This is a genomic window from Pseudomonas asplenii (assembly GCF_001293465.1).
Classification (GTDB): domain Bacteria; phylum Pseudomonadota; class Gammaproteobacteria; order Pseudomonadales; family Pseudomonadaceae; genus Aquipseudomonas; species Aquipseudomonas fuscovaginae_B.
This window is the reverse complement of the sequence record NZ_JSYZ01000010.1, coordinates 101,850-117,648: the sequence shown is the minus strand read 5'-3', so window position 1 is coordinate 117,648 and position 15,799 is coordinate 101,850. Positions and strand designations below refer to the sequence as shown.

Here is a 15,799-nt window from a genome sequence, read left to right as displayed (position 1 = left end):
TGCCGGGCCAGCGCGTGGTACAGCGAGACTGGGGCGATCCAGCCGGAAATGGTGGCGGCCATGACCGTGGCGGCCAGCATGGGGATGAGCAGGTCGGGACTATGGGACAGTTCCAGCACGATCACCGAGGCGGTCAGGGGCGAGCGGGTCACGCCAGCGAGGTAGGCCCCCATGCCCAGCAGCGCACAGGTCTGTGGGTTGAGGTTGGGCAGCAACGACAGCAGCGGGGCGAAAGCCGCGCCTATGCTCAGCGAGGGCGAGAAGAGGCCGCCAGGAATGCCGGAGAGATAGGACACCACGTTGGCCAGGAACTTCCACAGCAGGAAGTCCTGCCCGGTCATCGGGTGGCCTTCGAGCAGGGCGCGGGTTTCTTCGTAGCCGGTACCAAACACATGGTTGCCGGAGACCAGCCCCAGCAGCGCCAGCAACAGGCCGCAGGCGGCGGCGAAGGGTACCGGGAAGCGCTCGCGCAGCCGGCACATGCGGCCAAGCCAGCCGGCCTGGGTGGGGAGCACCAGTTTGACGTAGAGCCCGCCCAGCAGGCCGCCGAGCAGGGCGCAGGCTGGCACTTCGCTCCATCCCCAGCCGGCGGGCAGGCTGCCGCCGATCTCACCGAAGTACGAGTAGTGGCCCATCAGGCCGAGGGTGATGGATCCGCCGATTAGAACCGCTGTCAGCACTAGGCCGCTGAAGCGTTGCTCGAAGGTGCGGCTGAGTTCCTCGATGGCGAAAACGATACCTGCCAGCGGCGTGTTGAAAGCTGCAGCGATGCCGGCGGCGGCGCCGGCGAGAATCAGTCCTGCGATGGTGCGCCTGCCGTGCAGGCCCAGACGTCGACCGAAGGCATAGATGACGGCGGCGCCGACGTGCACCGTAGGCCCTTCGCGGCCCACCGAGCCACCGACCAGCAGGGCGGCCAGGGTGAAGAGCATTCGCGCGGCGGCAACCGGTAACGCTAGCACCCTGGCGCGCAAGCGCCGCGAGGGCGACTCCAGTGCGGCAATTACTTGGGGAATGCCGCTGCCCCTGGCCTGAACGAGCCAGCGCTGGGTGATCCAGGCCAACAGGGCGAAGCCCGCCGGGGTGACCAGCAGCGGCAGCCAGGAGGCGACGCCGAGCATGTGCTTAAACAGAGCGAAGGATTGGTCCGCCAGCCAGGCGAAGGCCAGCGCGACCAGGCCCACCAGCAGCGCGCCGACCCAGAACGCCAGGCGTTGTCGCCACTCCAGCCAGCGTGGCCGTCGGAAGCGTCGTGGCTGGGTGGTTACGGGTGATACGTTTGGGTTGGGGTGTTCGGACATCGGCGCGACCAGGATCGTGGAGCAAGGGGCAATTCTACTCAAATCTGCTGCCCATACAGGTGATACAGCACGTTGTCATTGGAAGGCCAGGTCGTGCATGCATTGCTCCAGGAGTTGGTACTGATCCGCACCGAGCACCTCTTGCTGCTGGGCAAAAAACGGGACGCTGGGCTTCCCGCTCCACGGCAGAATGACGTCAGCCATTGGCACAGACGATCGACTTCTCCAGCATCGAATCCATCCTCAATTGCGCCAGCTCAATCAGGTGCACCACACCCATCGCCACCTTGCGATTCGAGCCGGTCTGGTTGTCGGCGTTCTCGTAGGCCGTGGCCGCTGCCGATTGCAGAATCGAATGCAGGTCGAGAAGAGTAGCCTCGTGGTTCAACGAGAGCGGAGGCTGCCCAGGTGGCGTGGCTGCCGCAGAGACAGCAAACGTCGGTACGGCTTTCGGTGTTGCCTCTGGCCCCAGGTCATAGTGGGACAGTGCCCGGTCGGCGATGCGCGGATCGATGGCTCCGGCGTTGGATCTTGCCGGCGGATTGGGGGTAGGTTTGAACATGTGGCGTGACTCCAGTCAGTCAACTGAGAGAGCCGCATCCATCGCTACTAAACGATAGGGTGGCGGCCGAACGCAGGTTAGTAGACCGGTGACTAGGCCCGGCGCGCACGAAGGCGCCCTGCGCACGGCCACCATAAAGCGAAGGCTGAAAAACGAGCCTGGCAGAAGGGGGCACTTCGCGCCTAGTCACATGGCGGGCTACTAAACCCGGTCACTGAATTGGCAGTGACAAGCCGGAGCCTAGCCTCGTGATCAGGCACAAAACAAGCGCTCGGGATTTTCTAGGAAATTTCACTCAAGGGAAAGGGAGTTGTCTGGTTTGGAGGCCAGCTGCAGTTCGTACTGTGTACTCCGGTTTTTTTCAGCACAGGCCATCTCTGCTTCGACCTGGCTATGAAACAGAGTAATGATCCGACATTTTTCTTCGTTGTCGTAAATGTCGAAGCGGGGGGGAGCCGGTTCAGCGCTGTACGATGTGCCGCGACGAGGATAGGAAACCCTGTTTTGAGAAACCGCCGGGATCACCACGAATCTGGACTTCATCGAAGGCCCCCTTTTATTCAGCTCTTGCGAGAGATCGGGAGCATGCGTACCAGCGTATTGTCCCTGACCCAGTAATGGTGGAAGAGGCCCGCTGCGGCGTGCATCGCGATCAACCAGTAACCCGCACTGCCGATGAATTCATGCCAATGCTTAAGCTGTTTCGCCAGGTCAGGGCTGACCTGGACCGGGGCCCACACGCTGAAGCCGAAGTAGGGAAACGGTTTGTCCGCTGCGGCAAGCATCAGCCAGGCGAACAGCGGTGTGGCGATCATCAGTCCATAAAGGGCCAGGTGCATGACTTGGGAAAGGTTTTCCTGCCATTTCACCAGCCTGGGAGTAATCGGCGGACGTGGAGTCAGACGTCCGAGCAGGCGAAGCCAGACCAGCGTAAAAATGCTCATTCCGAATGCGCCGTGCAATCCCAGCAACAGGCTGCGAGCATTGCTTCCCCGAGGTAGATAGCCCTTGATCTCTATACAGGCATAGACACCCACAAACAGAGCCAGCATCAACCAGTGCAAGGTGATGGAAAGTGTTGCATAGCGCTGAGGCTTCGTATCTCTGGTCATGACATACCTCATGAAATCCTAGTGGGGAACGACGATGTGCTGAGCCTACTGACGAAATCTTAAGCCCATCTGAAGGCCTTCTCGGGTCTAGCTCAATCATCAGGGGATACCTCCGTTCCACAGCCGCTGTCGCGTTCGGTGCTTGGAGGCGATGGAGCGGTTCTGGAGACCTCCTGCCGGCCTGTACTTGCGGGATAATCACTTCTATCGTAAAGCCAACGGGGATGCCTGGAAGATCAAACTATTGAAGGGAAAGATCGTGCGGCTATTGCTGATCGAGGACGATGTGGCCTTGCGAGAGGGTGTCCACCAGGCGCTGGCCCGTGAGGGCTATACCGTCGATTGGGTTCACGACGGACAGGATGCGCTGCATTCTCTGCTCAGTGAGACCTTTGACCTGGCCGTGCTGGATCTTGGGTTGCCGCGGCTTGACGGTCTGGAGGTGTTGCGTCGGCTGCGTGAGAGCGGCTCGACCCTGCCCGTGCTGGTGCTGACCGCCAGGGATGCGACGGATGACCGTATCGCTGGCCTAGATGCCGGGGCCGACGACTATCTGGTCAAACCCTTCGACCTCGCTGAACTTAAGGCCAGGTTGCGCGCGTTGCTGCGGCGCAGCGCCGGGCGGGCCAGCCCGCTGATCGAGCATGCCGGCATCACCCTTGACCCGGTCAGCCAGCAGGTATGCTGGGGAGGCCAGCCGGTTACCTTAACACCCAAGGAATACCAGCTGCTTTACGAGTTGCTTTCACCGCCGGGACGGGTGATGACACGCGAGCGCCTGACTCAGTTGCTGTACGGTTGGGGGGATGAGGCCGAGAGCAATACGCTGGAGGTTCATATCTACAATCTGCGCAAGAAGTTCTCCACCGATTTGATTCGGACTATCCGCGGTGTCGGGTACCGCATGGAAAAGACTTCATGATTTCGATACGGCGTCGCACGGTGACGCTGATCATCGGGATACTGTTAGTTGGGAGATTGATCATTACCTTGCTCAGTCTGCACGATAGCAATCGGGAGATCGACGAGGTCTACGATGCGCAGCTGGCGCAGAATGCCCGTCTGCTTCAGGGCGTGATGCGCATGCCGTTGGTACAGGGCGACGAGAGCAAACTCTATGAGGCCTTCAATCAGGCGCTGGGGGAGGGCGTGTCGAAGTCCGATGGCCACCCCTACGAGCGCAAGATTGCCTTCCAGGTCTGGAGCCCCCGAGGAGAAGTGCTGGTGAGAACGGCCAGCGCTCCGGTCTTTGAGCAACTACCGTCCGTGGCAGGCTTCAGTGATGTCGTCGACCTCAAGCAACATGCCTGGCGGGCCTTTCTGCTCGAGGATAAGCAGAATCACCAGCGTATCTGGGTCGGCGAAAGGGATGATGTCCGTTCCGACCTGGTCTATCGGATCATCCGCCACACCATCTGGCCCAATGTCTTTGGCACATTAATCCTGGCCATCCTGGCCTGGCTGGCCATTGGCTGGGGGCTGGGCCCCCTGGCGAAGATGGCCATGATCCTGAGAGGAAGGCATCCTGGCTCCCTAGAGCCGCTACGCCTGGAGCCCTTGCCCTCGGAGCTTGAACCCATGCAGTCGGCCCTCAACAGGGTGTTGGTGCAGGTGCAAGAATTGCTGGGGCGCGAGCGCCGTTTTATCGACGATGCGGCCCATGAGATGCGCACCCCGCTGGCGGTATTGCGTGTCCATGCCCAGAATCTGCTGGAGGCTGAAACCGAGCAGCAGCGAAGCCAATCCTTGCATCACCTGATCAGCGGCGTGGATCGCACCACCCGGCTGGTCAATCAACTGCTGACCATGGCCCGCCTTGAGCCATTGAGGGACGTCACGGCGACGCAACTGATCGATCTTGAGCAGGTCCTGCGCGAGAACCTGTCACAGTTGGGGGCCTGGTTGCTGGACAAGGGGCTGGAGTTCGAGTTCGATGTTGAGCCGGGCGAGTACCAGGCCCGGATCAGTGCCGATGCACTGGCGATTGCCTTGCACAACCTGATCACCAACGCGGCCAATTTCTCCCCGGCCGCAGGACTGATCTCTGTCCGTCTGTCGAGCAGGGCGGGGCAATTCGAGCTGTCTGTGCAAGATCAGGGCCCTGGCATCGATGAGAGCCAGAGAGAGCGGTTGTTCGAGCGTTTCTACAGCCGGGGGAACGACCAGGGAGCAGGGCTGGGACTGACTATTGTCCAGACGATTGCCCTACAGTTCGGCGGCCAGGTCCGCCTGGAGAACCGTGATGCGGGCGGACTGTGTGCCTCGTTGACGATTCCGCGTCCCTAGAAGCATCCTGGCCGTTTGCTCAGGAAAGGGAGCAGTCTCGGTGCCCGATCAATCCATCTTCAGATTTCCTTAAGGTTGTAATGTCATTGTGACATCACGGCTTTCAGTCGCCACGTCTATCATCAATCTGTGGGCGCTGCACTGACGTTCTGATGCGTTGATGACCTGTTGATCTGACGCATTAAAAGCCGCCGTGAGCCGGGCCTATATCGAAAATGGGATAAACGGGTGAGTAAATGAACATGCGTAGACTAAAGGTTTCTACACGGGTTGTAGCAGGCTTTCTCAGTCTTATCGTACTCATGCTTGTGATCGGGTTGGGATCCCTGGCCCAGATGAGGAAGATGAACCAGAGCTCCCACGAAGTTGATAGCAACTGGTTGCCCAGCATTCTGGCATTGAACGGCATCGATGAGGCTGTCATGCGCTTGCGAACCCTCACCTTGCGTGCGGCCATCGGTTTCAATTCCCAGACGCCCAATGATGTGACACGTGCCCGGGAACAACTGGATGATGCAGTGCGTACCTACAGCGCATTGATCTCCAGCCCGGAAGAGCATGCGATCTACGAGCGTTTCCTCAAGGCCCGCCAGGATTACGAGCAAACCCAATCCAGTATTGTCGTCCTGCTGGCCAATAATGAAACCGGCAAGGCGATAGAGTTGATCAACAATGTCCTCAATGCCAAGGGCAGTGCCGTCGTGGCCGAGGTGGATGCCTTGGTCAAGCTGAACACCGCGGGAGCCAGGCAGGCGACCCTGGCCAGCGCTGCTGCCTATGACCAAGCCAACCTGATGGTGATCGGAATACTGGTGGCCTCCGTGATAGCTGGGGCGATTCTGGCAATGATCTTGTCGCGCAGCGTCGTATTGCCTCTGCTGCAAGCGGTGCGCGTTGCCCGGACCGTCGCCTCGGGGGACCTGACGCAGAGCATTCCCAATGAGGGGCGTGATGAGGCATCGCAACTGATGGACGCCCTGCGAGACATGCAAGGCAGCTTACGCGGTACCTTGGGCCTAATTGCGGACTCCTCGGCTCAGTTGGCTTCGGCTTCACAGCAACTGCATGCCGTCACCGAGGATGCCCACCGCGGAATTCAGCAACAGAGCCACGAAATCGAACAGGCTGCCACTGCTTGCAATCAGATGAGCGCAGCCGTTGACGGAGTTGCCCAGAACGCGGCGACTACGCTGGAAGCTTCCAGGGAGGCGGATCGGGCTGCCAGCCAGGGTCGAAATCAGGTCGACGAGACGGTGGTCTCGATCGGCAACTTGGCCAATGACGTGCACTCCAGCGTTTCTCGAGTGGAGGCTCTGGCGAATGAGATGCAGGAAGTCGGCAAGGTGCTGGATGTGATCCGCGCCATCGCCGAGCAGACCAACCTTCTGGCGCTTAACGCGGCGATCGAGGCTGCGCGGGCCGGGGAGCAGGGACGAGGCTTCGCGGTGGTGGCAGACGAGGTTCGCATGCTGGCCCAGCGCACCCAGCAGTCAACACAGGACATCGAGAAAATGGTGTCCTCATTGCAACAGCAGGCGGTCGAGACCGTCCAGACGATGCAAGGCAGCGCCAGGCAGGTTCGCGCGACCGTCGAGAGTGCTGAAGCTACCAAGGCGTCGTTGGGCGCCATCGTGCGTACCATTGCCGCGATCAACGAGCAGAACGTGATGATCGCCAGCGCCGCGGAAGAGCAGGCAGCCGTCGCCAAGGAAGTCGACCGTAGCCTGGTCAGTATCCGCGACCTGTCCTTCCAGACCAGCGCAGGGGCCAATCAGACCAGTCATTCCAGCCATGACCTGTCTAGGCTGGCAACAGACTTGAAAGGCGTTGTCGCCGGGTTTCGCTTCTGAAATCCGACTCCCGGGTCCTGTCTCTAGCGTATTCGACTATAACTGGGTGATGGCTTTTTGCTCTGTCGCTGACAGGGGATCCGCCCATCAGGAGGCTTAATGAGACAGGGTGTCCCAAAAATCCGCTTGCGCCAATGGATCTGGCGCGCCTTCCTGAGCAGTGCGCTGATACCACTGATCCTGGTGGAAACGGTGTTGATTGCGAGCTACTTACTGACCAACCAGGTCATACGGGAGGCACAGGTCGATTATCTCAAGCGTAGTGCAGTCGATAGCTTGAGTGCCAGTGTCGAGCAGAATGCACTCATTGTCGAGAGCAAGCTCGAGCACCTGACCGGCGTGGCCGGCCTGCTGGGGACAATGACAGAGCAAGCACTGCTGACGCCGGCCAGCGTACCAGGCGAAGTGCTGGCCGTGACGCCCGAAGGTGCGCGTTACAGCGCGACGGATCTAGGTGGTGCGGCCTCTTTCTATTCAGCAGCGACACCTTTGGCTCTTCAGGATCTGGACAAGGTACGGCGGCTTGCCAGTCTCGATACCCTGTTCAAGCAGATCAGACAGGCTGACCCGATGATTGCCAGTCTCTATTTCAACTCCTGGGACAGCTACAACCGGATCTACCCTTGGTTTCGCACCAATGAGCAGTATCCGGCTGACATCCGTATTCCAGAGTTCAACTTCTACTATTTGGCGGACGCGACCCACAATCCACAAAAAGCGACCCGTTGGACCGAAGTCTACCTAGATCCCGCTGGACATGGGTGGATGATGTCCGCTGTATCACCTGTATATCGTGGTGATTTTCTTGAAGGAGTCGTTGGGCTCGACATCACCGTCGACGGCATGCTGAATGAGATTGCGCACTTGAGGGTGCCATGGTCCGGGTACCTGCTGCTGGTCAGCAATGAGATGACCATCATGGCGATGCCGCCCCAGGCTGAGGATGATTTCGGCATGAGTGAACTCAAGGCTCCTGATGCGAAGACGGTGGTGTCAGGGAATGTCCTAAAACCTCGCACATTCAACCTCGGGCAACGTGATGACGCGGTAGTAATGGCAAACGAGCTCGAGACGGCTGACTCAGGATTCAGTGAGGTAACACTGCAAGGCCGCCCACATCTGTTTGCCTGGCGAACGATCAAGAATACTGGCTGGCGGCTGGTTGCCCTGGCCGAGAAAGAAGATGTCATGGCTGAAACGTACGGTTTGGCCAGGCATTTTCGCAACATAGGCTATCTGATGATTGTCGGCCTGGTATTGTTCTATATCGTGTTTTTCACGGTCCTATGGCGTCGTTCCCGCAAGCTGAGTGAACGGCTGCGCCAGCCCATTTCGGGCATCGTCCAGATGCTTCGCGAGATCGGCCAGGGGCGCTGGCAACCGGCCCGCGTCGAGTCCGGGATCGCCGAACTCGACGAGATGGCCGGCAATGTCCTGACAATGGGCAGCCAACTGGCAACCAGTGAGCAACAGCGCCATGTTGCACAGGAGCGTTTGGCGCTGGTGATGGAAAACGCCTCAACCGGTCTGTGGGAGTACCACCTGGATGATGACAGCCTGACCTTGCGTGGGGGATTGGTCGTCAGGCTCGAGCTGCCTGAAACGTCGATGAGTCGAGAAGCTTTCCTGGCCCGGTTGGATGCCAACGATGCGCGGGCCGTGATGCAGGCTTTCGACTCGCTGCGCATGGGGCAGACCAGTCGTATCGATATCGAGTTCAGGCTCAGTCGTCCGGATGGCAGCTTTCTGTGGCTGCTCGGACGTGGCCGGATGATCAAGGGCGTTCTGGACGGTGGGAACGTAGCGGTGGGCACCTTGGTGGACATTGATGCGCTGAAACTGACGGAAATGGAGCTGCGTGAGCGCACCTTGCAGGCCCAGGCGGCTAGCCAGGCCAAGTCACGCTTCATTTCCAGCATGAGCCATGAACTGCGAACTCCCCTCAATGCCATCCAGGGCTTTACCCAGTTGATGCGCATGGGCGCGCGTCATGAAACGGACGAGCAACACCTGGACGAGATACTGGGCGCCACCACGCACCTGGCGCAACTGGTCGATGACCTGCTCGATTGGTCCAGCCTGCAGGCCGAGCCCCAGAAACTCACGCTCAAGCCCGTCCCGGTTCGTAGCATATTGAAAGAATGTGCCGACATGGTTCGTTCCCAGGCAATGGCGGCGGGCCTGTTGCTTGAGCTGGAGCTCGAGCTGACGGATACGCCGGCAGAGGTGTATGCGGATGCGCGGCGTTTACGCCAGGTCCTGCTGAATCTCTTGTCCAATGCAATCAAGTACAACCGTCCCGGTGGTCGCCTGTTGATCGGTGCACTGAGGGTCGGGGAATGGATACGCCTGTTTGTCGAGGATGGCGGGCTGGGTATCGAGCCTGCTCTGCAAACGGCCTTGTTCGAACCGTTCCAGCGGCTTGGCAAGGAGAACACGGCTATCCAGGGGACAGGCATCGGCCTGGCCCTGTGTCGTGAGCTGGCCGGGTTGATGGGCGGGCAGATGGGGCTTTCAAGTGAGCCCGGCAAGGGCAGCCGATTCTGGATCGATCTTGTCCCCACGCACCTGGTCGAGCCCTCTGGCATTCGGGAAAAACGACGAACTGCGATTTTTTATGCCGGGAACGATGAGTCTATTTTGCCATTCATTTCTACCATTGCTGGAGAGCGTGCCACGCTCAAGTCCGGAACATTGGAGGGCTGTGTCGTTGACTCAGGCACCGAGGGTGCGCCTGGCATCCTGCTGCTCGATTGCGATGATGAAAATACCAACCGTTCGGCCCAGCTTGGAAGGCTAAGACGTAGTCTGAACGCCGAGTTCATGTCGGTCGTGCTGTTGGGGTCTGCACCCAAGGCATTGGCCTGGGTGGGCTTTGAGTTTCAGGCCGTGCTGAAAAAACCATTGGAAGTGGAAGCGTTGCGTGAGGTTCTTGACGCGCTGCTGGAGAAGGAGAGCTCGAATGTTCACTGATATTCCTCTCGATACCCGTATTCTTATCATTGATGACGTCGCGGCCAATCTGCGCTTGCTCTCCTCGAGTCTCAAGGCGTTTGGGTTGAATGAAATCGTCAGCTTTTCCGACTCAGGGCAAGGGCTGGAGTGTGCCCGGCATGAAGATTGGGATCTTCTGCTGCTGGATCTGGATATGCCTGAACCGGATGGGTTCGAGATTCTGCGACAGCTCAAGGACCGCGACCGGTCACGGCAGCCGATCATCATCCTGACGGCGTTGAGCGATGCGAACAGCCGGCGATTGGGGTTGGAGTTGGGGGCCAACGACTATCTGACCAAACCTCTGGATTTACCTGAGCTGATCTTGCGTGTACGCAATTGTCTGCGTCTGGCACAAGCGAGCAAGAAGCTGCAAACACTGAATCTTGAGCTCGAGATGAAGGTCGTGGAGCGCACTCTGCAACTGCAGCAAAGTCACCAAGCGGCGATCAGGGCCTTATCTCGCGCAGCCAGCTATCGCGACAATGAAACCGGCAATCATATTCGCCGGATTGGCGATGCATCGGCATTACTGGCAAAAACCATCGGTATGCCAGCTCAATGGTGTGAAAGGCTGCGTTTGGCGGCCCCTATGCATGATCTTGGAAAGATAGGCATATCGGATGAAATACTTCTGAAGGAAGGGCCGCTTACCCCGGATGAGCGACAGAACATGATGAAGCATGCCGCCATCGGTCATGAAATTCTGCATGAGGAGCAAGGAAGTGACCTGACCCGCATGGCGGCAGAAATTGCCTACTGCCACCATGAAAAATGGGACGGGAGTGGCTATCCTCGCGGGCTTGCGGGTGAGGAAATTCCTCTGTCGGCGCGTATTGTCGCGTTATGCGATGTTTACGATGCTTTGCGCATGCCGCGTCCCTACAAAAGCAGTTGGTCCGCTGAGAGAGCCCAGTCCTACCTGGCCGAGCAGTCTGGGCGACATTTCGATCCCTCGCTTGTCGAGGCTATTCAGAAAGTCTTCGGTGAAATAGAGAACCTGTTCCAAGAGGACACGGAAGTTACATTGCGAGGGATGGCATAAGTGCGCACCTTAATATCCATGTGGAAGCCACACTTGCTGATGTAGTGGAATGATTTGATGTCAACACTGAAACAACCAAGGCTCAAGCTGAGAACGCTTATTCTTTTGTTTGCCTTGCTTTCGGCATGCGTGACGCTGGCCAACAGTCTATGGGTTATCTATACGGGGCAGCGTGACGTGGGCATCAGCGATGTCCTTGAGGACAAAACCCCCTATGGCTACCGAATACCCGTGAGCGTGGATCAACTGCTCAGCGCCGAATTGTTCAGGCTGGACTAAAGCGCTGACAGGATAGCCGGCAGTGCGCGGAACAAGGCAGGGTGAAGGAACAGCCGATTGCCAGCGCCTCACTGATGGAGGCTACCGAGGTGGCAGAGCGACTGCGGCGAACTGTGGAAACCACGGATATCGAGCGCATCACGATTTCGGCGGCTGTTGCACGCTGGCGTCTGGATGGCAAATTCACTGCTACTGTGTTTGAAGCCGTAGATCGGCTGCTGTACCAGACCAAGGAATCAGGTCGAAATGCTGTCGTCGTGCAGTACCTTGACTCTCCCATGTAATCATTTCTGCAGTGAGCGCCGGGTCGATGAAAGCAAACTCTTTCAAGTGGTCGGTGGGCTGGATGGCCATGATACTAGTGGTAGGCCTGGCAGCCAGCTACGTCGTCAGCTACCAGCAGGCCAAGACCATCGAGGGTCATGTCGGGTCGGTTCTCAAGGACGCCGGGGAAGCAATCGGTGACAACCTGCAGACACGCTTGAAACTATATGAGTACCGTCTTCGTGGCATGCGCGGTGCTATCCAGATGCTGAACCTGGATTACGTCAGCAACCGCCAGATGGCTCGTTTTGGCCAGGGGCGTGATATTGAAAAGGAGTACCCGGGGGCGCGCGGTTTCGGCTTCATTCGTCGGGTACCGGCTGACGGCGAAGAGCAATTCATGCGTAACGTCAGGGCTGACGGTCAGCCTGATTTCAAGTTCACCCGGCTGGGCGTTCACCCGGGAGATCGTTTCATCATTCAGTTCATCGACCCACCTGCTGGCAACTCCCAGGCCCTTGGGTTGGACATCGCCTCGGAAACACGTCGTCGTGAGGCGGCTATCGAGGCAATGCGCACAGGGGTTTCAAGGCTGACTGCGCCGATCACGCTGCAGCAGGACGCTCAAGAGAGCCTGCGAGCGTTTTTACTCCTGTCGCCGGTTTATAACACGCCGGAGACCCCAACCGATGTTGCGCTGCGGGAGAAGAACCTGATTGGTTGGACCTATGCTCCCCTGACCATGCGTGAGGTGATGACCAGCCTGGACCCGGCGAATCACCGGTTGCATCTGAAACTCTACGATGTCGGGGATACCAGGCAACTGATCTATCAGACCCCGGAAAATGGCCAGGACCCTCAAGTACTGCAAACCTATACCTTTGAGCGAGAGATCTATGGGCGCCACTGGCGGATGGAGGTGGGCGCACACCAGGCGTTTGTCGATGCGCTTGATCCGGTACCGGCGAGCCGGGTCTTTGCCATCGGCGCAGCGGCCAGCTTCCTGTTGACAGGGCTGGTTGGCACGTTGCTGATCTCACGGCAGCGCAAACAGCAAGTCGTGGCCGGTCAGGCCCGACTCGCGACCATCGTTGAAAACTCCAGCGATGCGATCATCGGTGAGGCGCTGGATGGCCGGATCATCACCTGGAACCGCGCCGCCGAGCAGATGTTCGGTTACACCGAGTATGAGGTACTGGGGCAACCGTTGGCACCGTTGTTGGTGCCAGTGGAACGCGTGCATGAGGACGAACAACTGCTGGAACAGGTCGCTCGCGGTGACCGCGGTTCGACCCTGGAAACCCAACGCCTGCACAAGGACGGTCGGCTGATCGATGTGACCATCACCTGCAGTCTGATCCGGGAGGCCGATGGCGCTATCCTGGGCGCGGCGAAGATGATGCATGACATCACCGATCGCAAGCGGGTCGAACGCTACCTCATGGAGTTCAATGCCCAACTCGAGAAGCAGGTCAGCGAGCGTACGGCCGAGCTGTCCAGGCTCGCCGGGTTAATGCAGGCGGTTCTGGATGCGTCGTCGGAGGTTTCGATCATTGCCACCGACACCCAGGGGCAGATTGTCGTGTTCAACCGCGGCGCCGAACTGTTGTTGGGCTACAGCCATGCCGAGATGGTCAGGCGCAAGACCCCGGCGGATTTTCATCTGCCTGAAGAGATCGCTGAGCGTTCTGTCGAACTGACCCAGGAATATGGCATTCCCATCGAAGGCATCGATGTCTTTTGCTACAAGGCTGCACTGCAAGGCTCCGAAACCCGGCAGTGGACCTATGTGCGCAAGGATAGCTCGCAGGTGCAGGTGTCGATGGTCATCACCCCGATTCGCACCGCCGATGGTGAATTGACCGGTCATCTGGGCATTGCTCAGGACATCACCGATCGCCTGCGCCACAGCGCCGAATTGCAGACGGCCAAGGCCAGCGCGGAGGCGGCGAATGCGGCCAAGAGCCTGTTCCTGGCGAACATGAGCCATGAAATCCGCACGCCCATGAATGCCGTGATCGGCATCGCCCATCTGTTGCAGAACAGCTCCTTGAACGAGCAGCAGCGCCAGTTGCTGACCAAATTGCAGATCGCTGGACGATCCCTGTTGGGCATCATCAACGACATTCTGGACATCGCCAAGATCGAAGCCGGCGAGATGCGTCTGGAGCACAACCCGTTCAGCCCACGGCAGTTGCTTGAGGACTTGGGTGATCTGTTTGCGGCTCAGGCCGAGCAGAAGGGGTTGAGCTTTGCCGTGAAAGGAGCGCTGCAGTTGCCCGGGCTGCTGATTGGCGATGCATTGCGGATCAACCAGATCCTGATGAATCTGGTGGGCAACGCCCTAAAGTTCACCACGCAAGGGCGGGTCGAGGTGATCGTCAGTCACGAGCCAGATGCCACCGATCACTGTTGGCTGCGCTTCAGCGTACAGGACACCGGTTGTGGCATCGCTGCCGATGCCCTGGGCCAGTTGTTCACCCCGTTTACCCAGGCGGACGCCTCCACTACCCGTCGCTTTGGTGGAACCGGATTGGGTCTATCCGTTGTGCGTGGGTTAGCCGAGCAGATGGGCGGCCATGTGTTGGTGCGCAGTGAGTTGGGCAGCGGCAGTGAGTTCCAGGTTTCCTTGCCCTTCCAGGTCTGTTCGAGCGAACTGGAGGCGACCATCACCGGTGGCAGCCTGGAAGTGTTGATGCTCAGTGATGATACCGCCTCGGCGCAGGCACTGCAGCGGGTCTGCCGAGGCCTGGGTTGGCGGGTGTCGAGCGTGACTGACGAGCAGGCATTGCGGCTGATGCTTCAGGAGCGCCATCAGGCCCAGGGGCCTTTACCGGATATCCTGCTGGTCGATTGGCTTGACCCGATCGAGCAGGATCTGCGGCGCTTGCGCGAAAGCACGCAACTACCGTTGATTTTGGTGACCCCGTGCGCTGCGGAGCTGATGCTCGATGACCAGGTCGACCGTGTGCTGTCCAAGCCGCTGGACAGTTCCGCACTGTTCAATGCGGTCAACGCTTGTATTGCCCGGTACCAGGGCAGCACGGAACGGGTCCTGCAGTCCACGCGACTGGATACCGGCATGACCCACTGGTTGAGCGGGCTGCAGTTGCTGTTGGTCGATGACAGCGAGATCAACCTGGAGGTGGCGACCCTGCTTTTGGAACAGCAGGGCGCTCAGGTGCAGACTTGCATCAATGGTTTGCAGGCTTTGGAGCGTCTGCGCCAAACCCCCGATTTCTTCGACGCGGTGCTGATGGATGTACAGATGCCGGAAATGGATGGCTACGAGGCGACCCGGCGCCTGCGCAACGAGTTGGGACTCAAGACCCTGCCGGTGCTGGCGCTCACTGCCGGAGCGCTGGCTGAGGAGCGTCGACAGGCCGAGATGGCGGGCATGGATGACTTCCTGACCAAACCGCTGGAACCGAGTGCCCTGATCCGTGCCATACGGCGGGCCGTCGAAAGGATGCGTGGTACCTCCGTTGCGGTCAGTACCATCGCGACCTCTCAGGATGAGCCCGCTGAGCAGTGGCCTGTGATAGAGGGGCTGGATATGCGCGAAGCCGCCTACCGCTTTGGCAACGACGTGCAGTTGTTCCGCACTTCGGTCCGACGCTTTTTCAATGAGTTTGCCGGATTTGCCGATAGCGAGGCGGTGTTGCAGCGCAAGCAGCAGCCTGGCCCGTTGATCGCGGATCTGCATAAGTTGCGTGGCGTGGCAGGCCTGCTGGGCGCCACCCTGGTGGGACAGTTGGCTGGGCAGGCTGAATCGCTGCTGCGCGACGGGCAGGGAGCCGAGCCGGTGCTCAGCGCCTTGAGTGCGGCGCTCTCAGCACTATTCAAGCAGACGGTCAACGTACAGGAGTCCGTGCTGGCGGTGCCGAGTACAGAGACGGACCAAGAAGCCGCTCAGCAGGCCTTGGCGAGGTTGCATGCCTTGCTCGAAAACCACGATCTGGCCGCGCTGGATCAGTTTGCAGCGGCTGCGCCGGCACTGCGGGCGGCAGCCGGGCAGGTGCTGGTTGAACAGCTGTGGGAGGCCATCGAGGAATTGGAGTTCGAGCGAGCGCTGCACATGCTCGAACGTGCGAATTTGTGAACGG

General features: G+C 59.3%; 12 protein-coding genes and 1 pseudogene. 9 read left to right on the top strand and 4 right to left on the bottom strand.

What is annotated here, in order from left to right; genetic code table 11:
• The 4 genes from PF66_RS15595 to PF66_RS15585 form a co-directional block, all read right to left on the bottom strand.
• The coding region (locus tag PF66_RS15595; RefSeq protein ID WP_054063190.1) for a chloride channel protein at window positions 1–1,301 on the bottom strand (1,301 nt) is incomplete at its 3' end.
• Between the two features lie 196 nt (window positions 1,302–1,497).
• Window positions 1,498–1,863, bottom strand: a complete 366-nt coding sequence (locus tag PF66_RS15590; RefSeq protein ID WP_054063189.1) for a DUF6124 family protein — start codon at window positions 1,861–1,863, stop codon at window positions 1,498–1,500.
• A 291-nt stretch (window positions 1,864–2,154) separates the two neighbouring features.
• A complete protein-coding gene (locus PF66_RS32755) occupies window positions 2,155–2,406 on the bottom strand; it encodes a hypothetical protein (RefSeq protein WP_152973037.1) in 252 nt (83 codons plus the stop codon).
• 17 nt (window positions 2,407–2,423) lie between these two features.
• Entirely contained in the window at window positions 2,424–2,975 is a 552-nt protein-coding gene (locus tag PF66_RS15585) for a cytochrome b (protein WP_054063188.1), read from the bottom strand.
• Between the two features lie 259 nt (window positions 2,976–3,234).
• Between PF66_RS15585 and PF66_RS15580 the strand changes: the two genes are divergently transcribed.
• From PF66_RS15580 to PF66_RS15545, 9 genes and pseudogenes are all read left to right on the top strand, one after another.
• The gene (locus tag PF66_RS15580) at window positions 3,235–3,897 is read left to right on the top strand and encodes a response regulator (RefSeq protein WP_054063197.1); all 663 of its coding nucleotides are present in this window, start codon (window positions 3,235–3,237) and stop codon (window positions 3,895–3,897) included.
• Complete coding sequence (locus tag PF66_RS15575; RefSeq protein WP_054063187.1) at window positions 3,894–5,261, top strand: ATP-binding protein; 1,368 nt, start codon at window positions 3,894–3,896, stop codon at window positions 5,259–5,261. The genes PF66_RS15580 and PF66_RS15575 overlap by 4 nt, the downstream gene beginning before the upstream one ends.
• 236 nt (window positions 5,262–5,497) lie before the next feature.
• Window positions 5,498–6,253 (top strand): annotated as a pseudogene (locus PF66_RS33950) (MCP four helix bundle domain-containing protein); the annotation flags it as partial.
• The gene (locus tag PF66_RS33945; protein WP_416773525.1) at window positions 6,230–7,111 is read left to right on the top strand and encodes a methyl-accepting chemotaxis protein; all 882 of its coding nucleotides are present in this window, start codon (window positions 6,230–6,232) and stop codon (window positions 7,109–7,111) included. The pseudogene PF66_RS33950 and the gene PF66_RS33945, both read left to right, overlap by 24 nt.
• 99 nt (window positions 7,112–7,210) lie before the next feature.
• A complete protein-coding gene (locus PF66_RS15565; RefSeq protein ID WP_054063185.1) occupies window positions 7,211–10,084 on the top strand; it encodes a sensor histidine kinase in 2,874 nt (957 codons plus the stop codon).
• Window positions 10,074–11,150 (top strand): HD-GYP domain-containing protein, encoded by a 1,077-nt coding sequence (locus tag PF66_RS15560; protein ID WP_054063184.1) that lies wholly within the window; start codon window positions 10,074–10,076, stop codon window positions 11,148–11,150. Before PF66_RS15565 ends, PF66_RS15560 begins: the two co-directional genes overlap by 11 nt.
• Window positions 11,151–11,207: 57 nt before the next feature.
• Window positions 11,208–11,429 (top strand): hypothetical protein, encoded by a 222-nt coding sequence (locus PF66_RS15555; RefSeq protein ID WP_054063183.1) that lies wholly within the window; start codon window positions 11,208–11,210, stop codon window positions 11,427–11,429.
• Between the two features lie 41 nt (window positions 11,430–11,470).
• A complete protein-coding gene (locus tag PF66_RS15550) occupies window positions 11,471–11,713 on the top strand; it encodes a GGDEF domain-containing protein (RefSeq protein ID WP_152973036.1) in 243 nt (80 codons plus the stop codon).
• Window positions 11,714–11,739: 26 nt separating this feature from the next.
• Window positions 11,740–15,795, top strand: coding sequence for a CHASE domain-containing protein (locus PF66_RS15545; protein WP_193394209.1), 4,056 nt, complete (start codon window positions 11,740–11,742; stop codon window positions 15,793–15,795).
• Window positions 15,796–15,799 lie beyond the last annotated feature (4 nt).